20 protein-coding genes are annotated in these 23,824 nt (G+C 68.4%); 9 read left to right on the top strand and 11 right to left on the bottom strand.

Annotation, left to right across the window (positions count from 1 at the left end):
• Positions 1-44: 44 nt before the first annotated feature.
• The 4 genes from AC07NI_RS13340 to AC07NI_RS13325 all read right to left on the bottom strand — a co-directional run bounded on the left by AC07NI_RS13340 (position 45) and on the right by AC07NI_RS13325 (position 3,954).
• Positions 45-425 carry a hypothetical protein gene (locus AC07NI_RS13340; RefSeq protein WP_494619733.1) on the bottom strand — a complete coding sequence of 127 codons (381 nt, stop codon included), beginning with the start codon at positions 423-425 and terminating at the stop codon, positions 45-47.
• Positions 422-1,585 (bottom strand): acyl-CoA dehydrogenase family protein, encoded by a 1,164-nt coding sequence (locus AC07NI_RS13335; protein ID WP_494619731.1) that lies wholly within the window; start codon positions 1,583-1,585, stop codon positions 422-424. The genes AC07NI_RS13340 and AC07NI_RS13335 overlap by 4 nt, the downstream gene beginning before the upstream one ends.
• Before the next feature lie 2 nt (positions 1,586-1,587).
• Positions 1,588-3,381 (bottom strand): acyl-CoA dehydrogenase C-terminal domain-containing protein, encoded by a 1,794-nt coding sequence (locus AC07NI_RS13330; RefSeq protein ID WP_494619729.1) that lies wholly within the window; start codon positions 3,379-3,381, stop codon positions 1,588-1,590.
• A 93-nt stretch (positions 3,382-3,474) separates the two neighbouring features.
• Positions 3,475-3,954 (bottom strand): MerR family transcriptional regulator, encoded by a 480-nt coding sequence (locus AC07NI_RS13325; protein ID WP_494619727.1) that lies wholly within the window; start codon positions 3,952-3,954, stop codon positions 3,475-3,477.
• 195 nt (positions 3,955-4,149) lie between these two features.
• Between AC07NI_RS13325 and AC07NI_RS13320 the strand changes: the two genes are divergently transcribed.
• Complete coding sequence (locus AC07NI_RS13320) at positions 4,150-4,794, top strand: S24 family peptidase (protein ID WP_494619725.1); 645 nt, start codon at positions 4,150-4,152, stop codon at positions 4,792-4,794.
• Between the two features lie 18 nt (positions 4,795-4,812).
• Here the strand turns inward: AC07NI_RS13320 and AC07NI_RS13315 are convergent, their stop codons facing one another.
• From AC07NI_RS13315 to AC07NI_RS13300, 4 genes are all read right to left on the bottom strand, one after another.
• Positions 4,813-5,022 (bottom strand): hypothetical protein, encoded by a 210-nt coding sequence (locus AC07NI_RS13315; protein WP_494619723.1) that lies wholly within the window; start codon positions 5,020-5,022, stop codon positions 4,813-4,815.
• A gap of 183 nt (positions 5,023-5,205) precedes the next feature.
• Positions 5,206-6,864 carry a lysine--tRNA ligase gene (locus AC07NI_RS13310; RefSeq protein ID WP_494619721.1) on the bottom strand — a complete coding sequence of 553 codons (1,659 nt, stop codon included), beginning with the start codon at positions 6,862-6,864 and terminating at the stop codon, positions 5,206-5,208.
• A 45-nt stretch (positions 6,865-6,909) separates the two neighbouring features.
• The gene (gene pgm / locus AC07NI_RS13305; protein WP_494619719.1) at positions 6,910-8,547 is read right to left on the bottom strand and encodes a phosphoglucomutase (alpha-D-glucose-1,6-bisphosphate-dependent); all 1,638 of its coding nucleotides are present in this window, start codon (positions 8,545-8,547) and stop codon (positions 6,910-6,912) included.
• A gap of 80 nt (positions 8,548-8,627) precedes the next feature.
• The gene (locus AC07NI_RS13300) at positions 8,628-9,506 is read right to left on the bottom strand and encodes an isoaspartyl peptidase/L-asparaginase family protein (protein ID WP_494619717.1); all 879 of its coding nucleotides are present in this window, start codon (positions 9,504-9,506) and stop codon (positions 8,628-8,630) included.
• 70 nt (positions 9,507-9,576) lie between these two features.
• Here AC07NI_RS13300 and AC07NI_RS13295 point away from each other — a divergent pair, with 70 nt between their 5' ends.
• The 5 genes from AC07NI_RS13295 (at position 9,577) to AC07NI_RS13275 (ending at position 13,760) form a co-directional block, all read left to right on the top strand.
• Entirely contained in the window at positions 9,577-10,575 is a 999-nt protein-coding gene (locus AC07NI_RS13295) for an NADPH:quinone oxidoreductase family protein (RefSeq protein ID WP_494619714.1), read from the top strand.
• 129 nt (positions 10,576-10,704) lie between these two features.
• Positions 10,705-11,625, top strand: a complete 921-nt coding sequence (locus tag AC07NI_RS13290) for a WecB/TagA/CpsF family glycosyltransferase (RefSeq protein WP_494619713.1) — start codon at positions 10,705-10,707, stop codon at positions 11,623-11,625.
• A gap of 60 nt (positions 11,626-11,685) precedes the next feature.
• Positions 11,686-11,877 (top strand): hypothetical protein, encoded by a 192-nt coding sequence (locus tag AC07NI_RS13285; protein ID WP_494619711.1) that lies wholly within the window; start codon positions 11,686-11,688, stop codon positions 11,875-11,877.
• A gap of 87 nt (positions 11,878-11,964) precedes the next feature.
• A complete protein-coding gene (locus AC07NI_RS13280) occupies positions 11,965-12,855 on the top strand; it encodes an SDR family NAD(P)-dependent oxidoreductase (RefSeq protein ID WP_494619709.1) in 891 nt (296 codons plus the stop codon).
• Positions 12,852-13,760, top strand: a complete 909-nt coding sequence (locus AC07NI_RS13275; RefSeq protein WP_494619707.1) for a DMT family transporter — start codon at positions 12,852-12,854, stop codon at positions 13,758-13,760. Before AC07NI_RS13280 ends, AC07NI_RS13275 begins: the two co-directional genes overlap by 4 nt.
• Here the strand turns inward: AC07NI_RS13275 and AC07NI_RS13270 are convergent.
• The gene (locus AC07NI_RS13270) at positions 13,748-14,719 is read right to left on the bottom strand and encodes an NAD-dependent epimerase/dehydratase family protein (protein ID WP_494619705.1); all 972 of its coding nucleotides are present in this window, start codon (positions 14,717-14,719) and stop codon (positions 13,748-13,750) included. The genes AC07NI_RS13275 and AC07NI_RS13270 overlap by 13 nt on opposite strands.
• Positions 14,720-14,723: 4 nt before the next feature.
• On the bottom strand, positions 14,724-16,031 hold the full coding sequence (locus AC07NI_RS13265; RefSeq protein WP_494619703.1) for a UDP-glucose dehydrogenase family protein: 1,308 nt from the start codon (positions 16,029-16,031) through the stop codon (positions 14,724-14,726).
• Positions 16,032-16,198: 167 nt separating this feature from the next.
• Between AC07NI_RS13265 and galE the strand changes: the two genes are divergently transcribed.
• The 3 genes from galE (at position 16,199) to AC07NI_RS13250 (ending at position 22,213) form a co-directional block, all read left to right on the top strand.
• Entirely contained in the window at positions 16,199-17,176 is a 978-nt protein-coding gene (gene galE / locus AC07NI_RS13260) for a UDP-glucose 4-epimerase GalE (protein ID WP_494619701.1), read from the top strand.
• Positions 17,177-17,313: 137 nt separating this feature from the next.
• Complete coding sequence (locus tag AC07NI_RS13255) at positions 17,314-19,737, top strand: bifunctional diguanylate cyclase/phosphodiesterase (RefSeq protein WP_494619697.1); 2,424 nt, start codon at positions 17,314-17,316, stop codon at positions 19,735-19,737.
• Between the two features lie 91 nt (positions 19,738-19,828).
• The gene (locus tag AC07NI_RS13250) at positions 19,829-22,213 is read left to right on the top strand and encodes an ATP-binding protein (RefSeq protein WP_494619694.1); all 2,385 of its coding nucleotides are present in this window, start codon (positions 19,829-19,831) and stop codon (positions 22,211-22,213) included.
• Here AC07NI_RS13250 and AC07NI_RS13245 read toward each other — a convergent pair.
• Entirely contained in the window at positions 22,191-23,735 is a 1,545-nt protein-coding gene (locus tag AC07NI_RS13245; RefSeq protein ID WP_494619691.1) for a helicase HerA-like C-terminal domain-containing protein, read from the bottom strand. The genes AC07NI_RS13250 and AC07NI_RS13245 overlap by 23 nt on opposite strands.
• Positions 23,736-23,824 lie beyond the last annotated feature (89 nt).

The raw sequence follows: 23,824 nt of genomic DNA, 5'->3' as shown, positions 1-23,824 counted from the left end.
AAGCGATGTTCGTGTCGTTGAAAGCGCGGTCTTGGGGACCGGACTTATTGTTTCCAGTTGCCGATCGGGTACTTGCCGATCGGCTCGCACTTCAGGCCGCTGGCGCCGGCCTTGGCGCGGTAATAGAGGCGCGAGCCGAACTCCGGCGGCGGCAGCGAGCAGGCCGTGAAGCCCGAGGTCGTGACCTCCAGCTTCCACTCGGCGATCTTGGAGCGCAGCAGCGTGTTGCAGACGTCCTTGCCGGGCGGGGTCAGCGGCAGCTTGAAGGCGCCGGGTTGCGGGCGCTTGCCGACCAGTTCGCCGGAGAAGGTCAGAGGGCGGGGACCAGGGGCGGCGCGCACGCAGACCACGGCCGAGCGGGCGTCGGAAGCGGGCGCCGGGGCGGCGGTCGGGGCGGCCAGCAGCAGGATGAGGGATAGGATCACAGCGTCCTCGCGATCAGGAGTTTCATGATCTCGTTGGTGCCGCCGTAGATGCGCTGGATGCGGCTGTCCTTGTACATGCGCGCGATCGGGTACTCGTTCATGAAGCCATAGCCGCCGAACAGCTGCAGGCAGCGGTCGACGATCTTGTTCTCCAGGTCCGAGACCCAGTACTTGGCCATCGAGGCGGTGGCGGCGTCGAGCTTGCCGGCCAGGTGCTGCTCGATGCAGTGGTTGGTGAAGACGCGGGCCACGGTCGCCTCGGTCTTGCACTCGGCCAGGACGAACTGGGTGTTCTGGAAGTCGATGATCGCCTTGCCGAAGGCCTTGCGGTCCTTGACGTAGGCGATGGTGAGTTCGAGGGCCCGCTCGATCGTGGCCATTCCCTGCACGGCGATGTTCAGCCGCTCCTGCGGCAACTGGCCCATCAGCTGGAAGAAGCCCTGGCCCTCGTCGGAGCCCAGCAGGTTCTCGGTCGGGACCTTCACGTCGTTGAAGAACAGCTCGGAGGTGTCCTGGGCCTCGTGACCCAGCTTGTCGAGGTTGCGGCCGCGCTCGAAGCCTTCCGCGCCATCGGTCTCGACGATCATCAGGCTGGTGCCGCGCGCGCCGGCGTTCACGTCGGTCTTGGCGACGACGATGATCAGGTTGGCCGTCTGGCCGTTGGTGATGAAGGTCTTGGAGCCGTTGATGACGTACTGGTTGCCGACCTGCTTGGCGGTGGTCTTGATACCTTGCAGGTCCGACCCGGCGCCAGGCTCGGTCATGGCGATGGCGCCGACCAGCTCGCCGGTGGCCAGGCGCGGGAGCCAGCGCTGCTTCTGCTCTTCGGTGCCGTAGTGGAAGATGTACGGCATGACGATGGCGTTGTGCAGGCTGATGCCGAAGCCGTCGACGCCCTTGCGCCCCAGCATGTCCATCAGCACGACCTCGTGGCGATAGTCGCCGCCGGCCCCGCCATATTGTTCGGGCGTGGAGAGGCCGAGCAGGCCGGCCTCTCCGGATTTGGTCCACATGTCGCGATCGACGCAGTGGTTCTTGCGCCATTTCGCGACCGTCGATTCAGGCGCGTGCTCATCGAAGAACTTGCCCACCGCGTCCTCGAAGATCGCGATGTCTTCCTCGGCCATGAAGGCGGGTTTTTCGACGTTGAGCACGCTCATGATCAGAAGGCCTCCGCGGGCAGCGCCATCAGGGTCGCCGAACCGGTCTTCAGCTTGGCCAGGTGTGCCCCGGCGTCAGGCAAGACGCGTTCGATGAAATAGCGGCCGGTGACCAGCTTGGTCGTGAAGAACGGGTCGGACGAGCCGGCCGCGATCTTGGCGTTGGCCGCCTTGGCCATCAGCGCCCACATGTACGCCAGGCCGGTCAGGCCGAAGAGGTGCATGTAGTCGGTCGAGGCCGCGCCGGCGTTGTCGGGGTTCTGCAGGCCGTTCTGCATCAGCCACATGGTGCCGTCCTGCAACTGGGCCTTCACGCCCGCCAGGGCCTCGATGAACGGCTTCAGGCTCTCGTCGGCGTCGTTCTCGCCGATGAACTGGTCGACTTCCTGGAAGAAGGTCATGACCGCGCGACCGCCTTTGGCGGCCAGCTTGCGGCCGACCAGGTCCAGGGCCTGCACGCCATTGGTGCCTTCGTAGATCAGGGCGATACGGCAATCGCGCATGAACTGGCTGACGGGGAAGTGCTCGGTGAAGCCGCTGCCGCCGTGCACCTGCACCGCGTTCGAGCAGACCTCGAAGCCCTTGTCGGTCAGGTAGCCTTTCAGCACCGGCGTCATCAGGCCCATGTAGTCGGACGACTTTTCACGCACCGCCGCGTCCGGGTGGACGTGCGACAGGTCGCCGTGCAGGGCGGTCCAGAACAGGAAAGCGCGGCCGCCTTCGATCAGGGCCTTGCTCTCCAGCAGCATGCGGCGGACGTCCGGGTGGACGATGATCGGGTCGGCCGGGCCGTCGGCGTTCTTCGGGCCCGTCAGCGAACGGCCTTGCAGGCGGTCCTTGGCGAAGGCGACGGCGGCTTGATAGGCCGCTTCGCCCTGGGCCACGCCCTGCATGCCGACGCCCAGGCGGGCCTCGTTCATCATGACGAACATGATCTTGAGGCCCGAATTCTCCTCGCCAATCAGATAGCCCTCGGCGTCGTCGTACTGCATGACGCAGGTGGCGTTGCCGTGGATGCCCATCTTCTCTTCCAGGCCGATGCACTTGACGCCCTGGTTACGCTCGCCGACCGAACCGTCTTCCTTGGGGAAGAACTTCGGCACGATGAACAGGCTGATGCCCTTCACGCCGGCTGGAGCGCCCTCGATGCGGGCCAGCACCAGGTGGACGATGTTGTCCGACATGTCGTGCTCGCCGGCGCTGATCCAGATCTTCTGGCCGGTGATCTTGTAGCTGCCATTGGCCTGCGGGACCGCCTTGGTGCGCAGGAGGCCGAGATCCGTGCCGCAGTGCGGCTCGGTCAGGTTCATGGTGCCGGTCCATTCGCCGGTGACCATCTTGGGCAGATAGGTCTGCTTCTGCTCGTCGCTGCCGCCGGTATGGATGGCGGAATAGGCGCCGTGGGCCAGGCCCGGATACATCGAGAACGCCATGTTGGCCGAGCTCGACATCTCGCTGAAGGCCAGGTTGACGACGTGCGGCAGGCCCTGTCCGCCATAGGCCGGGTCCGAACCGAGGCCGGTCCAGCCGCCTTCGCACAGCTGCTTGTAGGCGTCCTTGAAGCCCGGCGGGGTGGTGACGACGTTGGTGACCGGGTCCAGCTTGCAGCCGTTCTTGTCGCCGACCGTGTTCAGCGGGGCCAGGACCTCGCCGGTGAACTGGGCGGCGGCGTCCAGGATCTGCTCGACCACGTCGAACGGTGCGTCCGAGAAGCCCGGCAGGTCGCCGTGCTGGTCGATGTTGAGCACGTCGCGCAGGATGAAGGCGTGATCGCGAACGGGCGGCTGATAGGTCATGAAGCGGTCCTGGCTAGGATCGGGGGAGGAAACGGGTGTGCGGCGACCATCGCCCGCGCGTCTTGCACGGAGATGGCGCCGCAGAAGGGTGTCTTACTTGCCCAACATCGCTTCGCCGTGACCGTCGAGGCGGGCGCGCAGCACCTGCTCGTAATCGGCCGCGCGGGGCAGCAGGTCGGGGCGGATCTCGGTCAGGCGGCGTTCGAGGCGGTTGCAGGCCTCGCGCAGCTCGATCAGGGCGTTGTCGATGTCCTCGCGCTGCTGTTCCAGCGCGTTGGCGCGTTCGCGGAACTTCTTCAGCGAGCGGGCCATCTGCGCCGCGCCCTCGTCGTTCTCGTCGTAGAGATCGAGCAGTTCGCGAATTTCGGTCAGCGACAGGCCCACGCGCTTGCCGCGCAGGATCAGCTGCAGGCGGACGCGGTCCTTGTGGGAATAGACGCGGTTCAGACCCTCGCGGGCCGGATTCAGCAGGCCCTTGTCCTCGTAGAAGCGCAGGGCGCGCGGGGTAGCCTTAAATTCGTTGCAGAGCTGGCGGATCGTGAAGGTCCGCTCGGGGCGTCGCAGGTCGGCCATGGATGGAAACCTCCCAATGAAGAGGGCCTGGCTACTGCGGCCGGGCCGCTTAGTTATCGTTGATCACCCTAAACCCGATCTCGGGCGCACGTCAACGCTTACGTAAGCGTCAACTTGAAGGCTTGTGATAGGTTTACTTTCCTAGGCTGCGCGGCGTAATTTCCTCAGCGAAGGCTGGACGCTCAGGAGGCGCCTTTGGCGACCCTCTCTCACGGCGAAATCTGGCGGGCGATCGACGCCCTGGCCGAGCGCTTCGACATGACGCCGTCGGCCATGGCCCGGATGGCGGGCCTGGACCCCACCAGCTTCAACCGCTCCAAACGCGGCTCGGCCGACACCGACGGCCGCGCGCGCTGGCCCTCGACCGAGAGCCTGGCCAAGTTGTTGGAAGCGACGGGGGTCAATTTCTCGGAGTTCGCGGCCCTGACCGAACGCACGCCGGTGCGGACGCCCGGCGCACGCGGCGCGCCGCTGATCGGCCTGGCCCAGGCCGGGCAGGATGGGTTCTTCGACGAAGCTGGGATGCCGGTCGGGGTCGGCTGGGACGAGGTCGCCGCGCCGGACTTAGGCGAGGGTTTGTTCGCGCTGGAAGTGACGGGCAGCGACTTGGCGCCGATCTATCGCGACGGCGACCGCCTGCTGGTCTCGCCCAGCCAGGAGCCGCGCAAAGGCGACCGCGTGGTGGCGCGGACGATCGCCGGCGAGGTGCTGGTGCGGGAACTGGGGCGCGTGACGGCCCGGACGCTTGAATTGGTCCAGCTAGGCCGCTCGGGCGAACCTCGCCTGCTGTCGCGAGACGAGGTCGCCTGGGTCGCGCGGATCGTCTGGGTCAGCCAGTAAAGCCGACCCGAGAAGTCTTCAGGTGCGCGGGCAGTCGGCGTGGCTGTCGAGCAGCCAGGCGATCAGCGGGCCGGCCGAGGGATCCTCGCACGACACGTCCAGGCGATACGACGCCCAGGTGTCATTGTGCGCGGCCTCGACATGGGCGTCGGGGAACTGCTGGACGATGCCGCCAAGCAGGGAATCGAATTCCTGACGGTCGGCGGGGCGGAGGGTGAACGAAGCCATGGTCCTAAACCTTGATGACTGATCTTGGTTCTGATGGTCCGAGCCTAGACTCCGAAAGGTGGGCGGACCCTTAACCGCGTTTTCAGACTTCGTTCATTTTCAAGGACATGGTGTCGCAGGTCGCGCGGATTCCCCCGGCGCGCGCAAGCGTCGCCGTGGAGTCCGCGCGATGCGGGAACTTGGTTAGCCCAGCTTCTCTTCGATCAGCGCGATCGTCCGGTCGATCCCGAAGATCGCCGCGAACGAGCCGAAGCGCGGGCCCTGGCTCTGGCCCAGCAGCACTTCGTATAGGGCCTGGAACCAGGCGCGCAGCGGGTCGAAGCCGTGGGTCTTGCCGACCTCGAACACCTCGTTCTGGATAAGCTCTGCGTCCGGGGCGTCGGCCGGCATGGCCTTCAGCTTGGCCAGCAGGTCCAGCATCGCGGCCCGCTCCTGGTCGGTCGGGGCGCGGAAGGTCTTCGTCGGTTTGACGAAGTCCTCGTAGTAGTTGATCGCGTAGCCGGCCAGGCGGTCCAGCAGCGGCTGGGTCTCCGGCGAGGCGCCCGGGATGTAGCGCGACAGGAAGCCCCAGAGGATTTCCTTGGTCGAGGCGTCCGCGGCCGACACCAGGTTCAGCATCAGGCTGAACGACACAGGCGAGCCGTTCTGCGGCGGGCGGCCCGAATGGATGTGCCAGACGGGGTTGTCCAGCTGCTTGGCCGGCTCCTGGCGCTGATAGGCGTCCAGCTGCTGCAGATATTCGTCCGTCGCCTTGGGGATGACGTCGAAATACAGCTTCTTGGCCGACTTGGGGCTCTGGAACATGTAGTACGACAGGCTCTCCGGCGCGCCGTAGCGCAGCCAGTCCTCCATCGACAGGCCGTTGCCCTTGGACTTGGAGATCTTCTGGTTGTTCTCGTCCAGGAAGAGCTCGTAGTTGAAGCCTTCCGGCGGCACGCCGCCCAGCGCCTTGCAGATCGCGCCCGAGGCCTTGACCGAGTCGATCAGGTCCTTGCCCGACATCTCGTAGTCGACGCCGAGCGCCGTCCAGCGCATCGCCCAGTCGGGCTTCCACTGCATCTTCACGTGGCCGCCGGTGACCGGGACCTCGACCTTGGAGCCGTCCTCGTCCTCGAAGACGATCGTGCCCTTCTCGACATTGCGCTCCAGGGTCGGGACCTGCAGCACCTTGCCGGTGGTCGGGCTGACCGGGAGGAACGGCGAGTAGGTCGCGCGGCGCTCTTCGCCCAGGGTCGGCAGCATGACCTTCTGGATGGCGTCGAAGCGCTCAAGCGCCGTCAGCAGGGTCGCGTCGAACAGGCCGCCCTTGTAGCAGTCGGTCGAGCTGACGAACTCGTACTCGAAGCCGAAGCCGTCCAGGAACGCGCGCAGGCGAGCGTTGTTGTGGGCGCCGAAGCTGTCATGGGTGCCAAACGGGTCGCGGACGACGGTCAGAGGCTTGCCCAGGTCCTCGATCAGCGGCTGCTTGTTCTCGATGTTGTCGGGAACCTTACGCAGGCCGTCCATGTCGTCGCTGAAGGCGATCAGGCGGGTCGGGATGTGGTCGTCGACCAGCGCGCGGAAGGCCTGGCGCACCATGGTCGTGCGCGCGACTTCGCCGAAGGTGCCCAGGTGCGGCAGGCCCGACGGACCATAGCCGGTCTCGAAGATCACGGCCTTGGAGAGCGCCGGATAGGCTTTCACCGCCTCGTCCGCCTTGCCGGCGTCGATCAGGGCCTTGGCGGCCTCCTGGTCGGCGCGGTCGGGGAGGCGCACGCGCAGGACGCGGGCGATGGTGGCGCGCGCCTGCTCGAACGGCCAGGAGCGGGCTTCGCGGGCGAGGGGGGAGAGGCCTTCAAACATGCGGGGCGTATAAACGCTGGAACGTCAGAGGGCTAGGTCTCCCGACTAGCCCTTCAGCGCCCCGGCCACCACCTCGCGCGCCTCGGCCTGAACCTGCTTCAGGTGATCCGGGCCCAGGAACGACTCCGCATAGACCTTGTAGACGTCCTCGGTGCCCGAGGGGCGGGCGGCGAACCAGGCGTTTTGGGTGCAGACCTTGAGGCCGCCGATCGCTTCGCCATTGCCGGGGGCGTTGGTCAGGATGGCGGTGATGTCCTCGCCGGCCAGGGTCTTGGCGGAGACGTCGCTGGGGCTGAGCTTGGACAGGCGCGCCTTTTCCTCGCGGCTCGCCGGGGCGTCGACGCGGGCGTAGGACGGGGCGTCGTACTTAGCGGTCAGGTCGGCATAGAGCTGGCTGGCGCTCTTACCTGTCTTGGCCTGGATCTCGGCGGCCAGCAGGGCCAGTTGCAGGCCGTCCTTGTCGGTGGTCCACACGCTGCCGTCGTGGCGCAGGAAGGCCGCGCCGGCCGACTCCTCGCCGCCGAAGCCGACCGAACCGTCCAGCAGGCCGGGCACGAAATACTTGAAGCCGACCGGCACCTCGATCAGGCGGCGGCCGAGCCCGGCCACCACGCGGTCGATCATCGACGACGAGACCAGGGTCTTGCCGACCGCGACGTCGGCGCCCCAGCCCGGACGGTGGGTGAACAGGTACGAGATCGCCGCGGCCAGGTAGTGGTTGGGGTTCATCAGCCCGCCGTCGGGCGTGACGATGCCGTGGCGGTCGGCGTCGGCGTCGTTGCCGGTGGCGACGTCGTAGGCCGCGCCGCCCTTCATGATCCCGATCAGGTTGGCCATCGCGCTGGCCGACGAGCAGTCCATGCGGATCTTACCGTCGGTGTCGAGCGGCATGAACGCCCAGCGCGGGTCGACGGCGTCGTTGACCACGGTCAGGTTCAGCTTGTGACGCTCGGCGATCGCGCCCCAGTAGGCGACGGCCGCGCCGCCCAGCGGGTCGGCGCCGATGCGCACGCCCGCCGCGCGGATGGCGTCCATGTCGATGACGCTGGGCAGGTCGTCGACATAGCGGGCCATGAAGTCGTAGCGGCCGGCGGCCTTGTGGGCTTCGTCGAAGCTGACGCGCTTCACGCCGTTCAGGCCTTGCGCCAGCAATTCGTTGGCGCGGGCGGCGATGGCCGAGGTGGCGCTGCTGTCGGCGGGGCCGCCGCTGGGCGGATTGTACTTGATGCCGCCGTCGCGGGGCGGATTGTGCGAGGGGGTCAGCAGCAGGCCGTCGGCCTGCGCGCCGCCTTGGCGGTTATGCGCCAGGATGGCGTGCGACACCGCCGGGGTCGGCGCATAGCCGTCGCGGCTGTCGATCAGTGCGGTGACGCCGTTGCCGGCCAGCACTTCCAGCACCGAGCGGAAGGCCGGCTCGGACAGGCCGTGGGTGTCGCGGCCGACGAAGATCGGACCGGTCACGCCCTGGGCGGCGCGCTGCTCGACCACGGCCTGGGTGATGGCCAGGATGTGCTTCTCGTTGAAGGCGCCGTCCAGGCTGGAGCCGCGATGGCCCGACGTGCCGAACACCACCTTCTGGGCGGGGTTCGTCACGTCCGGCGAGGTCTCGTAATAGGCGCCGAGCAGCGCATCCAGGTCGATGAGATCTTCGGGAAGAGCGCGAAGGCCGGCGCGGCTGTGCATGAAGATCTCATTTCATCGTTGGATGGCGACGGCCTTTCCCTAGAGACGGTTCACGACGATTTCACCAACTATCTGCGGGGCTAGAACGCTTCGCTGACGATCGTCCCATCCAGCAGCAGCGCCGCCCGCTTCAGGCCGCTCGACGCGAACGGCATGGCCACGTGGCCGTCCCGGTCCACGGAAACCAGCCCGCCATGGCCGCCCAGGTCCGCCACGCCCTGGATCGCCGCTCGCGCCGCGCTCTCCAGGCTCTCGCCGCCGAACCGCACCCGGTGGGCGATCTGGGCGGCGACGGCGGTACGGATGAAGTATTCGCCCTGGCCCGTGCACGAGACCGCCGCGTAGCCGTCGGCCCAGGCGCCGGCCCCGATGATCGGGCTGTCGCCGACCCGGCCAGGCCGCTTGCCGAACACGCCGGCCGTCGAGGTCGCGGCCGCCAGCCGCCCCTCGGCGTCGCGCACGACGCAGCCGACCGTGCCCGTCGGTAGGGCGTCGGGCGGATGGTTGTCCTCGAACGCCCCGGCGCGGGTGAACCAGGCTTCCGGGTCCTCGACCGTTTCCAGCCCCTGGTCGCGGGCGAAGTCGATCGCGCCCTGGCCGGCCAGCATGACGTTGGGGGTCTGTTCCATCACCGCGCGGGCGGCCAGGATCGGGCTCTTGAAGCCCTGCAGCGCCGCCACCGAGCCCGCCCGCAGCGTCGGACCGCACATCAGGCTGGCGTCCAGCTCATACTCGCCGTCGGCATTGGGCGAGGCGCCCTTGCCGGCGATGTAGAGGCCGCTGGCCTCCAGGGCGACGACGGTCTCGACCGCGACGTCCAGGGCGTCGGCCCCGTCGGCCAGGCGGTCGCGCGCCGCCTCGACCAGGCCGCGCATGTGGGCGATCTCGACGGTGTAGTCGTGGCCGCGCTTGGCGCCGGCCCCGCCGTGCAGGGCGAGACTAAAACGTTTGTTTGACATTCTGCTTTCCCGGTCCGACGCCCTGCGCTAGCGTCCGGGCTCTTAACGAAGAAACGCGGGAGAGGCGATCATGAAGGCGGTGCTCAGCAAGGAAGTCGGCGGTCCCGAGACCCTCGTCCTGGAGGAGCTGCCCGATCCCGTCGCCGGTCCGAGCCAGGTGCTGATCGACGTCAAGGCGTGCGGGGTCAACTATCCCGACGTCCTGATCATCGAGGACAAGTACCAGTTCAAGCCGCCGCGCCCGTTCGCGCCGGGCGGCGAGGTGTCGGGGGTGATCGCGGCCGTGGGCGAGGGCGTCACCCGCTTCAAGGTCGGCGACCGTGTGCTAGCCTCGACCGGCTGGGGCGGTTTCGCCGAGAAGCTGGCCCTGGAAGAGCAGCGCTGCACGCACATCCCTGACAACATGCCGTTCGACCAGGCCGCAGCCTTCGTCCTGACCTACGGCACCTCGTACTACGCCCTGAAGGACCGCGGCGTGCTGAAGGCCGGCGAGACCCTGCTGGTGCTGGGCGCGGCCGGGGGCGTAGGCCTGGCGGCCGTCGAGCTGGGCAAGGCCATGGGCGCGAAGGTCATCGCCGCCGCCTCCAGCCAGGAAAAGATCGACCTGACGCTCAAGCACGGCGCCGACAGCGGCGTCGTCTATCCGCGCGGTCCGTTCGACAAGGACGGCCAGAAGGCCCTGGCCAACCTGATCAAGGAAGCCTGCGGCCCGAACGGCTGGGACGTGGCCTATGACGCGGTCGGCGGCGACTACTCCGAAGCCACCATCCGCGCCGCCGGCTGGAACGGCCGCTTCCTGGTCATCGGCTTCCCGTCGGGGATTCCGAAGATCCCGCTGAACCTCACCTTGCTTAAGTCCTGCGACATAGTGGGCGTATTCTGGGGGGCCGCGGTGGCCCGAGACCCTAAGGGTCACGCCCAGAATCTTAAGGAACTGATGGACCTCTACGCGGCCGGCAAGATCAAGCCGTACGTGTCCGAAACCTTCCCGCTGGCCCGCGCCGGCGAGGCCATCGCCCACCTTTCCAGCCGCAAGGCGATGGGCAAGGTGGTGATCACGGTCGACTAGGGTTTACCAGGATGGTTCACCGGAATGGTGAACGACGATCGTGGTTAAATCCCGCTAAGTATCCTTATTATCAAAGGAAACACGACATTTCCGCAGAGTGCCTCCTCAAGACTAGGAGACTCTGCGGCGATGTTCGTCCCACAGGAACAGAGCGGAATGAACGATGCGGCGCCCGCAGCGCCGCGCCGTGCCTATCGCCTGACGCGACGTCCGGAGGAGCGCGTGCGCGTGCTCGGCGGCGTCATGGACCTGGTGCGACCCCAGGAAGTGTTCCACTTCGTCACGGGCAAGCTGGAAGCGCGCCAGAGCGCCATCGTCGCCAACCACAATCTCCACAGCCTGTACCTGATCGGCAAGGACCACCAGATCGGTGAATTCTACAAGCAGGCCGACCTGATCGAGGTCGACAGCGTGCCGCTGATCTTCTGGGCGCGCCTGGTGGGCCGGGCCAGCCGGCGCTTCCATCGCTGCACCTATCTGGACTGGCGCGACGAGTTCTGGGCCCTGGCCACGGAAAAGAACTGGAAGGTCTTCTTCGTCGGCGGCGCCCCGGGCGTGGCCGAGAAGGCGATCGAGCGCATCCACCAGGACTACCCGACCGCCAACATCGCCAGCCACCACGGCTATTTCAACGTGAAACCCGGCTCGGCCGCCAACGAGGCGGTGGTCCAGGCGATCCGCGACTATGCGCCGGACATCGTGCTGGTCGGCATGGGCATGCCGCGCCAGGAGGTCTGGACGCTGGAGAACCACAAGGCCTACGGCCCGGCGGTGACCTTCACCGTGGGCGGGGCCTTCGACTACGAGGCCGGCGTCCAGAAGGCCGCGCCGCGCTGGATGGGCCCGATGGGCATGGAGTGGCTGTTCCGGCTGATGGTCGATCCGCAACGCCTGTTCTCGCGCTACTGCGTCGAGCCGTGGTCGCTGGTCGGTCCGGCCTGCCGCGACGTGGTCCGGGCGCTGGGCAAGCGCGCGGCGACAGTTGATCCACGCGCGGCGGAAAACGCCCGCTGGGAGCAAATGCGCGCCCGTAACGAAGGGGTGCGTTAGTATGTTTTCGAGGTCTGTGGGGGCCGAGACGGTGATCTCGAACGGGGGACTTGGGGCATAATGGGCCTGGATATTCGCGTCATGACGCTGGAGGCCAAGGAGCGCTCCAGCTTCTCTCACCGCGCCGTCGCGGCCGTGGGCCTGGTCGGGCTTGGCCTGGCCTGGGCCGTGCTGCTGCTGCCGTGCATGATCTGGCTGGCCGCCAGCCATCTGGGCCGCCGCCTGGAACCCTTGGTGCGCCGCCCGGCCTGATTCCATCTAGCCAACGACTGTTTGCTCCGCGAATATGATCATTGATCACTGACCCACGAAGAGGTCGGGGACGCGGAGGGATTTCTCATGGTCGGACGTCTGGACGGCAAGGTCGCCGTCGTCACCGGGGGCTGCTCGGGTATCGGGCTCGGCGCGGTCGAGCTGTTCGTGGCCGAGGGGGCGAGCGTCATCGCCGCCGACCTGCAGGCCGAGAAGGGCGAGATGCTGGAAAAGCGTTTCCCCGACCGCGTCCGCTTCTCGCGCTGCGACGTCACCTCGGAAGACGACCTGGCCAAGACCATGGCCCTGGCTGAAAGCAGCTTCGGCGGCCTCGACATCCTGTTCAACAACGCCGGCCACGGCGGCACGCCCGCCTCGGTGCCCGAGCTCACCGTCGACGGCTGGGATAAGACCTTCGCCCTGCTGGTGCGCGGTCCGGCCATCGGCATGAAGCACGCCCTGCCGCTGATGCTGAAGCGCGGCGGCGGCTCGATCATCAACACCGCCTCGATCGCCGGCCTGCAGGCCGGCTTCGGGCCGCTGGCCTACTCGGCGGCCAAGGCGGCGGTGATCCACATGAGCCGTTGCGCGGCGGCCGAGCTGTCGCCGTTGAAGATCCGGGTCAACGCCATCTGCCCGGGCCTGATCGCCACCTCGATCTTCGGGGCGTCGATGGGCCTGCCGCGCGAGGTCGCCGACCAGATGGCAGCCCAGATCGCCTCGATCGGTCCCAAGATCCAGCCGATCCCCAAGTCGGGCCTGCCCGAGGACATCGCCGCCGCCGCCCTCTACCTGGCCAGCGACGACTCGCAGTTCGTCACGGGCACCCACATCGTCGTCGACGGCGGTATCACGGTCGGCCCGCGTTCGGCCTGGGACAAGAACACCCCCTCGCCGATCCTGGCGGCCATGGGCATCACGCCCGAACAGGCCGAGGCGATGCGGGCTCAGCTGGTCGCCGCCGGCGCGGCCGGGTGACCCTCACCCCGAACCTGCGCGGCGCGCTGTGGATGCTGGCCTCGGCGGTCGGCTTCACGGCCATGACCACCCTGATCAAGTTTCTGGGGCCCGGCTATCCGGCCGCGCTCCAGACCTTCTACCGGCAGCTGGCGGGGGTGATCGTGCTCCTGCCGCTGATGGCCCGCGACTGGAAGGCGGCGTTCCGCACGACCCGGCCGGGCATCCTGATCTTCCGGTCGAGCGCCGGGGTGCTGGCCCTGATCATGGGCTTCTACGCCTATCAGAAGCTGCCCCTGGCCGACGCCAACGCCCTGTCGTTCACCCGGACGCTGTGGCTGGTGCCGCTCGCCGCCTTCGTGCTGCGCGAGCCGATCGGACCGTTGCGGCTCGGCGCGGCCCTGGTCGGCTTCGTGGGCGTCCTGATCATGTTGCGGCCGGGCTCCGGCGGCCCTCATGAAGGAGGAATGGCGGCCTGGATCGGCTGGCCACAGGCCTGCGCCCTGATCTCGGCCTTCCTGTTCGCCCTGACCATCACCGGCATGAAGGTCATGACCCGCGACCATAGCCCGTTCGTGCTGCTGGTCTACGCCGCCGTGCTGGGCCTCGTTTTCGCTATCCCGCCGGCCCTGTTCGTCTGGAAATGGCCGACCTTGCCGGACCTGGGCCTGCTGGCCGCCATGGGCGTGATCGGCACCTTCACCCAAGGGGCCTATATCAAGGGCATGGAGGCGGGTGAGGCGGCGGTCATGGCCCCGATCGACTACACCCGGCTGGTGTTCGCGGTCGGCGCGGGCTTCCTGCTGTTCCACGAGGTTCCCAAGCCGGCGGTCCTGCTCGGCGCGGCGATCGTGGTGATCTCGACCCTGTTCATCTCCTGGCGCGAGCACCAGGCGGCCAAACAGGCGATGGCTCAGCCGGCGTAGGTCTTCCGCCAGGCGACGAAGCGCTCAAGCCCCTCGGCCAACTTGACCTTGGGCTTGTAGCCGCACAGCGCCTGCAGCTTGTCGATATTGGCGAAGGTCGCCGGCACGTCGCCCGGCTGCATCGGCAGGAAGATCTTCTGGGCCTCGATCCCCAGCGCGGCTTCCAGCGTCGAGATCATCTCCATCAGCCCGACGGGGTCGTTGTCGCCGATATTGTAGACCTCGTGCCCGCCTTCCGCCGGCGGATGCTCCAGCACGCCCAGGATGCCGTCGACGATGTCGTCGATATAGGTGAAATCGCGCGCCATCTGGCCTTCGCCATAGACGTCGATCGGCTCGCCTTTCAGCATCTTCTCGGTGAAGCCGTAATAGGCCATGTCCGGCCGGCCCCAGGGGCCATAGACGGTGAAGAACCGCAGGCCCGATTGCGGAAAACCGTAGAGCTTGGCGTAGCTCTGGCTCAGCAGTTCGCACGAGCGCTTGGTGGCCGCGTACAGCGACACCGGGCTCTCGGCCGGGTCGGTCTCGCGGAAGCCGTCGCCGTTCAGCGGCCGGTCGCCATAGACGCTGGACGAGCTGGCATAGACCAGGTGCTCGACCTCGGCGTGGCGGCAGGCCTCCAGCACCGACAGGTGGCCGGCCAGGTTGCTGCGCTCATAGGCGAACGGGTTCTCGATCGAGTAGCGGACCCCGGCCTGGGCGGCCAGGTGGATCACTCGCTTGGCGCCGGCGCTCTTGACCAGCTCGGCGAAGGCCTCGTGCTCGGCGATGTCCATGCGGACCATCGTGAAGCCGTCGCGGCCGTCCAGCCGCGCGGCCCGGGCGTCCTTCAGGGCCGGGTCGTAGTAGGCGTTGAACACGTCGACGCCGATCACCGTCTCGCCGCGCGCCAGCAGGCGCTCGGCCACGTGCAGGCCGATGAAGCCCGCGGCGCCCGTGACGATGACCGGCGACGCCATCGCGTCAGCCCCGCCCGATGGAGGCGTAGGTGAAGCCGTGGCGGACCATCTCGGCGGGTTTGTAGACGTTGCGCAGGTCGACCACGACCGGGGCCTTCATCAGGAGCTTCAGGCGGTCCAGGTCGAGCGCCCGGAACTGGTCCCACTCGGTGATCAGCACCAGGGCGTCGACGCCCTCGGCGGTCTCGTAGGCGCCGGTCTTGAAGTCGACGCCCGGCAGCATGTGCGCGGCTTCCTTGGCGCCTTCCGGATCGAAGGCCTGGACCTTGGCGCCCAGGGCCTGCAGGGCCGGGACGATGTCCAGGCTGGGGGCGTCGCGCATGTCGTCGGTGTTGGGCTTGAAGGTCAGGCCCAGCACGCCGATCGTCTTGCCGGTCAGGTCGTCGGCGCCGATGGCCTTGGCCACCTTGCCGGCCATGGCCTTCTTGCGGGCGTCATTGACCTCGACCGTGGTCTCGATCAGCCGCGCCGGCGCGCCGTAGTCCTGGGCGGTCTTGACCAGGGCGATGGTGTCCTTCGGGAAGCACGAGCCGCCATAGCCCGGGCCGGCGTTGAGGAACTTGCCGCCGATCCGCTTGTCCAGGCCGATGCCCTTGGCCACCTGCTGGACGTCGGCCCCGACCTTCTCGCAGAGGTCGGCCATCTCGTTGATGAAGGTGATCTTCATCGCCAGGAACGCGTTGGCCGCGTACTTGATCAGCTCGCTGGTGCGGCGACCGGTGAAGACGATCGGGGTCTCGTTCAGGCTCAGCGGGCGATAGAGCTCGCGCATCACCGCCTGGGCGCGCTCGTCGTCGGTGCCCACGACCACGCGGTCGGGGCGCTTGAAGTCCTCGATCGCCGCGCCTTCGCGCAGGAACTCGGGGTTGGAGACCACGGCGAACTGGGCGTCGGGGCGCACCTTGCGGATGATCGCCTCGACCTCGTCGCCGGTGCCGACCGGCACGGTCGACTTGGTGACCACGACGGTGAAGCCGTCGATCAGGCCGGCGATCTCCTCAGCGGCGGCGTAGACGTAGCTAAGGTCGGCATGGCCGTCGCCGCGACGGGTCGGCGTGCCCACGGCGATGAACACCGCGTCGGCGCTCTTGATCGCCTCGGCCCCTTCCAGGGTGAACGACAGCCGGCCTTCACGGACGTTGCGAGCGACCAGGTCGTCCAGCCCCGGCTCGAAGATCGGGATCTCGCCCTGCTTCAGCCGCTCGATCTTGCGCGGGTCCTTGTCGATGCACGTCACCACGTGGCCGAAGTCGGCGAAACACGCCCCAGACACCAGGCCCACATAACCCGTGCCAATCATCGCTACGCGCATCGAAGCATCCTGGTCCGAAAAGAGCGCCGCTGCGCGCGACGCTTCCGCCTAATCCGTCAATCACGGCGCCGAGGCAAGCCGCCTGAACACCAAGGGGCAAAACGCTCAGAGTAGTGACATCTTGATGACCCACCGCTAGCAGGGACAGTCTTGGCGCGGGATCACGGATGCAAATCGTTCTAGTGACCGGCGGAGCCGGCTATGTCGGCTCGCATGCCTGCCTGGCCCTGGCCCAGGCGGGCTTCCGGCCCGTGGTGTTCGACGACCTCTCGAACGGCCACCGCGAGCACGTCCAGTGGGGGCCGCTGGAAGTCGGCGACATCAGGGACGCGGCGCGGCTGGACGCGGTCTTCGCGGCCCACAAGCCGGTGGCCGTCCTGCACTTCGCCGCCCGCATCGAGGTCGGGGAGTCGGTCAAGGACCCCGGTGTCTTCTTCGACAACAATGTCGGCGGGGCGATCACCCTGGTCGAGGCCGCGCGGCGGGCCGGGGTCGAGGCCCTGGTGTTCTCCTCGACCTGCGCCACCTTCGGCGATCCGGTGACCCTGCCGATGGCCGAGGATCACCCGCAGGCGCCGCTCAATCCCTATGGTCGCAGCAAGCTGATGGTCGAGCAGGCCCTGGCCGACTACGACCGCTATGTCGGCTTCCGCAGCGTGGTGATGCGCTATTTCAACGCCGCCGGGGCCGATCCCGAGGGCCGCATCGGCGAGTGGCACGAGCCCGAGACCCACGCCATCCCGCTGGCGATCCAGGTGGCGATGGGCCAGCGGCCGCACTTCACGATCTTCGGCGACGACTACGACACCCGCGACGGCACGGCGGTGCGCGACTATGTCCACGTGCTGGACCTGGCCGACGCCCACGTTTCCGCGCTCAAGCGCCTGCTGGCCGGCGGCGCGTCGGAATCCTACAACCTGGGGGGCGGCGTCGGCACGACGGTGCGCGAACTGGTCGATGGCGTCGGGAGGGCGGCGGGCAAGCCCCTGCCGGTCCAGATGGCCCCGCGCCGGGCGGGCGACGCGCCGGTCCTGGTCGCCGACAACGCCAAGGCCCGCGCCCAGCTGGGCTGGACCCCGTCGCGGGGTCTCGACGTCATCCTGGCCGACGCCTGGCGGTGGCATCGGGCGCATTCGAAGGGCTGACCAAAGTTGTGCGGTTGGGCGAATACTACCCGCGACGCCACGCCACGCCGGCCATATGTCGCGGTAAAGTCGTGTGAAACGCTTTATTTGCAACTCTCGCAGTAGCTCTAGGGGGATATGATCCCTGGGGGACGTGCGTGCTCAAGTTTCTGACCTGCCTGACGACACAGCATGACCTGCGCCTGGTGCTTGTCGCCGGCCTCGTCTGCATCGCCGGCTGCTTCACGACGTTCCGCCTTTACTCGCGGATGCGCGGCGCCCGGGGCGTCGTGCGCGCCGCCTGGCTGCTGCTGACCGGCCTGGTCGCCGGCTCCAGCGTCTGGGCCACCCACTTCATCGCCATGGTCGCCTTCACGCCGGGCCTGAAGACCGGCTACAGCCCGACCGGCACCCTGTTGTCGCTGATGATCGCGGTCCTGTTCATGGCCAGCGGCTTCGCCGTGGCCTCGGCCCAGCGTTCGACCACCAACGACTTCGCCGGCGGCGTCCTGATCGGCCTGGGCGTTGCGGCCATGCACTATACGGGCATGTCGGCCTTCGTGACTCAAGGTCACCTGATCTGGGAGCACGCCACCGTCGGCATGTCGGCGATCCTGGGCGTCTGCGGCGCGACCGCCGCCCTGGTGCTGGCCGGCCAGGCCCGCACCGTCAAGAACCAACTGATCGGCGGCGGCCTGCTGTGCCTGGGCATCGTGGCCCTGCACTTCACCGGCATGTCGGCCATCACCATCGTCCCCGACGCCTCGGTCGTCGTGCCGGACCAGCTGCTGTCGGGCGGCATCCTGACCCTGGCCGTCGGTTCGATCACGGCCATGATCATCCTGGGCGGCCTCGGCGCCGTCGCCATCGAATCCCAGACCTCGCGCTCGGCCCTCGAGCGCATCCGCCGTCTGGCCAACGCCGCCTATGAAGGCCTGGTCGTGGTCCAGTCGGGCAAGATCAACGACGCCAACGCCGCCTTCTGCGAGCTGGTCGGCGCCGAACTCCCCGAACTGGTCGGCCGCTCGCTGGTCGGTTCGATCCTGACCTTCGACGAAGCCGGTCCGACCCGCGAGGGCGTGCGCCGCGAAGGCAAGATCCAGCCGATCGCCGGTGGCCGCGAGATTCCGGTCGAGGTGTTCTCGCGCCTGATGGACGACGGCGCTCGCATCGAGACCTCGGGCCTGACCGTGCTGGCCGTCCGCGACCTGCGCGAACGTCGCGCGGCCGAGGAGAAGATCCGCTACCTCGCCGAACATGACGGCCTGACCGGCCTGCCGAACCGCAATTCGCTGCAAGCCCGCCTGGGCGCGGCCCTGGATCGCGTCGAGGCCTCGGGCGAGAGCCTGTCGGTCATCTGCATCGACCTCGATCACTTCAAGGAAGCCAACGACCAGCACGGCCACCTGGCCGGCGACGCCATCCTGGTCGAGACCGCCCGCCGCCTGCAGTCGGCGGTCCAGGCCCCGTCCTTCGCCGCGCGTCTGGGCGGCGACGAGTTCATCATCGTCCAGGTGGCCGGCGGCGATCAGCCGACCGCGGCCGCCGAGCTGTCGGGCCGCCTGATCGAGCTGCTGTCCGCGCCGGTGATCTATGACGGCCAGGAACTGGCGCTCGGGTCGAGCCTGGGCGTCAGCCTGTTCCCCGATGACGGCCGCACGACCGAGTCGCTGATGGCCAATGCCGACATGGCGCTGTACCGCGCCAAGGAAAGCGGCCGGGGCGTCTATCGCTTCTTCAAACGCGAGATGGACGACAGCATCCGCGAGCGCCGCAACCTGGCCCGCGACCTGCGCCAGGGCATCATCGACGAGGAACTGGTGGTCCACTACCAGCCTCTGGCCCGCGCCACCGACGGCGAGGTCTGCGGCTTCGAGGCCCTGGTCCGCTGGCAGCACCCGACGCGCGGCATGATCCCGCCGCTGGAATTCATCCCGGTTGCCGAGGAAAACGGCCTGATCGGTCCGCTGGGAGACTGGGTCCTGCGCCGCGCCTGCCAGGACGCCGCCTCGTGGGAGAAGCCGCTGCGCATCGCGGTCAACCTTTCGCCGATCCAGCTGCACAACCCGGCCCTGCCGAGCCTGGTGCACGAGGTGCTGATCACCACCGGCCTGTCGCCTTCGCGCCTGGAGCTGGAGATCACCGAGAGCGCCCTCTTCAAGGACTATCAGCGCGCGCTGGACAACCTGCGCCGCCTGAAAGCCCTGGGCGTGCGGATCGCCATGGACGACTTCGGCACCGGCTTCTCGTCGCTGTCGACCCTGCAGTCATTCCCGTTCGACAAGATCAAGATCGACAAGAGCTTCGTCGAGAACATCCACCGTCACGACCGCGCCACCGTCATCGTGCGCGCCGTTCTGGGCCTGGGCCGCAGCCTGGAGATCCCCGTGGTGGCCGAGGGCGTCGAGACCGAGGAGCAGATCATCTTCCTGCGCGGCGAGAACTGCACCGAGCTGCAAGGCTACGCCATCGGCCGCCCGGCTCCGATCGACACCCTGACGGCCTGGACCATCGCCGGCGCCCTGCCCTCGCCCCTGACCGTCGAGGTTGCTCCGGCCGACAAGAGCAAGCGATCGGCCTAAGTCGATCAACCGGGCGTCGAATGCATTGCACGGCGTCCGGAACCTCGTATTCCTTGTCCGGCGGATATCGCGGCTGAGGACTTGATCGCGCGTGCTGGGACGGACGGCCATCAAGTTCGTGACCGCGGCTGACCGGCGCGAGCTGCGCTACGGCTTCGCGCTGCTGGCGGTGGGCGTCGCCGTCGCCGCCCGCTTCGCCGCCGTTCTCGTGTTCGGCATCCCGATCTATTTCCCGACCTTCTTCGTCGCGGTGATGGTCGCCGCCATGGTCGGCGGCCTTTGGCCAGGTCTTCTTGCCCTGGCGATCTGCGCCCTGACCGCCTGGCGGTTCTGGATGGCGCCGGACGGGACCTGGCTCCTGCATTCGCGCGAGGCCGCGCAGCTGATCATGTTCCTGCTGTGTGGCGGGGCGATCGTCGTGCTGGTCGAAGCCTTGCGCCGCGCCGTGCGCTCGGGTCTGGCCGCCGAGGCGCGCTTCCGCTCGGCGCAGGAAGTTTCGTTGGACGCCTTCGTGATCCTAGAGCCGGTGCGCGAGCACGGCCGGGTGGTCGACTTCCGCTGGACCTACGCCAACCCCATGGCCGAGACCATGGGCCCCAAGGGCGTCTCGACCTTGCTGGGGCGACGGGTGCTGGACGTCTTTCGCGACGAGACCGGCCGCGAGATGGTCGAGCGCATGCTGCGGCTGCTGGAGAGCGGCGGGCCCGACGATCTCGACGTACGACGGGTCATCGACGGCGAGGAGCGCTGGATTCGCTCCAGTGGCGTGCGGCTGGTCGACGATCTGGCCGTGACCTTCCGGGACGTGACCCAGGAGCGCCGGGCGGCGGCGGCCCTGCGCAGCAGCGAGGAGCTGTTCCGGGGTGTCGCCAACACCGCGCCGGTGCTGATCTGGGCGACTTCCGTCCAGGGTGAGGCCGACTGGTTCAACCAGGCCTGGCTGGACTTTCGCGGGCGCACCCTGGAAGCGGAACTGGGCGCGGGCTGGCTGGAGGGCCTGCATCCCGAGGACCGTCAGGCCGGGTTCGAGATCGCCAACGCGGCGGCCAACCGGCGCGAGCCGTTCAATGTCGCTTTCCGCCTGCGCCGCGCCGACGGGGCCTGGCGCTGGATCAACAGCGTCGGCGCGCCGCGCTTCGACGAGTCCGGCGCCTATCACGGCTATATCGGCAGCTGCTTCGACTTCACCGAGACGGTCGAGGCGCGCAAGGACCTGGAAGACCGGGTCGCCGAGCGCACTTCGGCCCTGGAAGCCAGCATGGCCGAGACCGCCCGCGCCCAGGCGGCGCTGGCCCAGGCCCAGCGGCTGGAGACGGTCGGCCGGCTGACCGGTGGCGTGGCCCACGACTTCAACAACCTGCTGACGGTGATCGTCGGCGGCCTGGACATGATCCTGCGCCGGCCCGAGGACACCCCGCGTGTCACCCGCCTGGCCGAGGCGGCCCTGGCGGCCGGCCAGCGCGGCGAGCGTCTGACCCGGCAGCTGCTGGCCTTCTCGCGGAACCAGGAGCTGAAGCTGGAGGTGGTCGAGGTTGGCGCCCTGCTGGCCCAGACCGAGCCGCTGCTGCGACGGGCCGTCGGCGAGGGCGTGACCCTGACGCTACGCCGCGATGAGGTTACCTGCAGTTCGCGGGTCGACGCGGCCCAGTTCGAGGCGGCGCTGCTGAACCTGGTGGTCAACGCCGCCGACGCCACGGCCTTCGGCGGCGAGATCAGCATCGCCGTCGCGCCGGCGACCCTGGCCGAGGGCGAGGTCGCCGACACCGCGCCAGGCGAGTATGTCCGGGTGGCGGTCAGCGACACCGGGACGGGCATGCCGTCGGAGGTGCTGGCCCGGGTGTTCGAGCCGTTCTTCACGACCAAGGAGGTCGGCAAGGGCACGGGGCTGGGTCTGGCCCAGGTCTACGGCTTCCTGCGCCAGTGCGGCGGTGGGGTGGCGATCGACAGCGCCCCGGGCCGCGGCACGACCGTGACTCTCTACCTGCCCGCCACCACCGACGCCGTGACGCCCGATGCGGCGCCGGTCCAGCCACCGGCGCGCGATCGGCTGAAGGGCGTGCGGGTGCTGCTGGTCGAGGACGACGCGGCCGTGCGCGAGATGGCCGACGGCCTGCTGCGCGACCTGGGCTGCGAGGTGACCACCGCCGAGAACGGAGCCTCGGCCCTTGAGGCGCTGGAGGAGGGCGTGGCCTTCGACCTCTTGATGTCCGACGTGATCATGCCGGGCGGCGTCAGCGGCGTGGACCTGGCGCGCTCGGTCTCGGCGAACCGCCCGGACATGGCCGTGCTGCTGACCACGGGCTATGCCGGCGACCACATGGACACCGCGCCGGCCGACCTGCCCTGGCCGGTGCTGCGCAAGCCATTCCAGATCGACCAGCTGGCCGAGATCGCCTCGACCCTGCTGGCCGGCCGCGAGGTCCCTCCGAAGAAGAAACCTCGCAAGCGCAAGACTAGCGCCGCCGGCGAGTCGTAGACCCGCCGAGCAGCCCGCCCAGCAGGCCGCGCATCAGCTCGCGACCGGCCGTCGAGGCGACGGTGCGCACCAGGGTGGTGGCGAAGGCCTCGGTCATGGTCTGGCGACTGGAGGCGCGGGGACGGCTTTCGCGGGCGCGCTGGGCTTCCTCGCGTTCGCGGACCTTGGCCTCGGCGGCCTCGCGCTTGTCGTCCTCGGCCTGTTCGCGGGCCTCGTCGGCGTCGGCCTGGGCCTTCTTGGCGCGGCCCTGCAGGATCTCGTAGGCGGAGTCGCGGTCGACCGTGGTGTCATAGACCCCCGCCACGGGGCTTTGGCCTTGCAGCGAGGTGCGTTCGGCCGGCGTCAGCGGGCCCAGACGCGAGGCCGGCGGACGGATCAGGGTCTTCTGGACGACCTTGGGCGCGCCCTTCTCGTCGAGGGTCGAGACCAGGGCTTCGCCGACGCCCAGGGCCTGGATGGTCTCGGCGGTGTCGAAGCTGGGATTGACGCGGAACGACTGGGCGGCGGCCTTCAGCCCCTTCTGGTCGGCGGGGGTGTAGGCGCGCAGGGCGTGCTGCACGCGGGCGCCCAGCTGGCCCAGCACCGCGTCAGGGATGTCGGCCGGGTTCTGGGTGACGAAATAGATGCCCACGCCCTTGGAGCGGATCAGGCGCACGACCTGCTCGATCTTTTCCAGCAGGGGCTTGGGCGCATCGTTGAACAGCAGGTGGGCTTCGTCGAAGAAGAAGACGAGCTTGGGCTGCTCCGGATCGCCGACCTCGGGCAGCACCTCGAACAGCTCCGACAGCAGCCACAGCAGGAAGGTCGAATAGAGCTTGGGCGACTGGATCAGGCGATCAGCGGCCAGCAGGCTGACATAGCCGCGCCCTGCCGCGTCGGTGCGCATGATGTCGGTGAGGTCCAGGGCCGGCTCGCCGAAGAAGTGGTCGGCGCCCTGGGTCTGTAGCGTCAGCAGCTTGCGCTGGATCGCGCCCACCGTGGCGGCCGAGACGTTGCCGTACTGCGTGCCGATCTCGTCGGCGTGGTCGGCGACGTACTTGAGGGCAGCCTGCAGGTCCTTGAGGTCCAGCAGCAGCAGGCCGTCCTGGTCGGCGACGTGGAAGGCGATGTTCAGCACGCCTTCCTGGGTGTCGTTCAGCTCGAGCAGGCGCGACAGCAGCAGCGGGCCCATCTCGGAGATGGTCGTGCGGATTGGGTGGCCCTTCTGGCCGAACAGGTCCCAGAACATCACCGGCGGCGCGGCCGGGGTCAGCATCAGGCCCATGGAGTCGGCGCGGGCCTGCATCTTCTCGTTCGGGGTCCCGGGCATGGCCACGCCCGAGAGGTCGCCCTTCACGTCGGCGGCGAACACCGGCACGCCGGCGTCGGAGAAGGCCTGGGCCAGGACCTGCAGGGTCACGGTCTTGCCGGTGCCCGTCGCGCCGGCCACGACCCCGTGCCTGTTGGAGCGATCGAGCCTCTGCGTCACCGGCCCTTCGCCCAGGCCAACCAGGATCTCGTTTTCGCCGATCGACAGGGACATGGGCCCGACTCCTCATAACATTGGCCAGAACCCTAGCCGGGGCCTTGCGCGCCGCCAATCGGGACGGGCAATGTCGGGCTCGCCTCTGG

The organism is Caulobacter sp. GW821-FHT10E02 (genome assembly GCF_059415225.1).
The sequence above is the reverse complement of the archived record's forward strand: the minus strand, read 5'-3'. Positions and strand labels throughout refer to the sequence as shown.

Bases quoted from the DNA above. Each gene is read 5' to 3' on its own strand.
- AC07NI_RS13270 (WP_494619705.1), bottom strand. From the start codon at position 14,719: ATGGCGTCGCCGGTCATCGTCACGGGCGCCGCGGGCTTCATCGGCCTG.
- AC07NI_RS13290 (WP_494619713.1), top strand. From the start codon at position 10,705: ATGTTCGTCCCACAGGAACAGAGCGGAATGAACGATGCGGCGCCCGCA.
- AC07NI_RS13330 (WP_494619729.1), bottom strand. From the start codon at position 3,381: ATGACCTATCAGCCGCCCGTTCGCGATCACGCCTTCATCCTGCGCGAC.
- AC07NI_RS13325 (WP_494619727.1), bottom strand. From the start codon at position 3,954: ATGGCCGACCTGCGACGCCCCGAGCGGACCTTCACGATCCGCCAGCTC.
- AC07NI_RS13285 (WP_494619711.1), top strand. From the start codon at position 11,686: ATGGGCCTGGATATTCGCGTCATGACGCTGGAGGCCAAGGAGCGCTCC.
- AC07NI_RS13295 (WP_494619714.1), top strand. From the start codon at position 9,577: ATGAAGGCGGTGCTCAGCAAGGAAGTCGGCGGTCCCGAGACCCTCGTC.
- AC07NI_RS13310 (WP_494619721.1), bottom strand. From the start codon at position 6,864: ATGTTTGAAGGCCTCTCCCCCCTCGCCCGCGAAGCCCGCTCCTGGCCG.
- AC07NI_RS13315 (WP_494619723.1), bottom strand. From the start codon at position 5,022: ATGGCTTCGTTCACCCTCCGCCCCGCCGACCGTCAGGAATTCGATTCC.
- AC07NI_RS13245 (WP_494619691.1), bottom strand. From the start codon at position 23,735: ATGTCCCTGTCGATCGGCGAAAACGAGATCCTGGTTGGCCTGGGCGAA.
- AC07NI_RS13280 (WP_494619709.1), top strand. From the start codon at position 11,965: ATGGTCGGACGTCTGGACGGCAAGGTCGCCGTCGTCACCGGGGGCTGC.
- AC07NI_RS13265 (WP_494619703.1), bottom strand. From the start codon at position 16,031: ATGCGCGTAGCGATGATTGGCACGGGTTATGTGGGCCTGGTGTCTGGG.
- galE (WP_494619701.1), top strand. From the start codon at position 16,199: ATGCAAATCGTTCTAGTGACCGGCGGAGCCGGCTATGTCGGCTCGCAT.
- AC07NI_RS13300 (WP_494619717.1), bottom strand. From the start codon at position 9,506: ATGTCAAACAAACGTTTTAGTCTCGCCCTGCACGGCGGGGCCGGCGCC.
- pgm (WP_494619719.1), bottom strand. From the start codon at position 8,547: ATGCACAGCCGCGCCGGCCTTCGCGCTCTTCCCGAAGATCTCATCGAC.
- AC07NI_RS13335 (WP_494619731.1), bottom strand. From the start codon at position 1,585: ATGAGCGTGCTCAACGTCGAAAAACCCGCCTTCATGGCCGAGGAAGAC.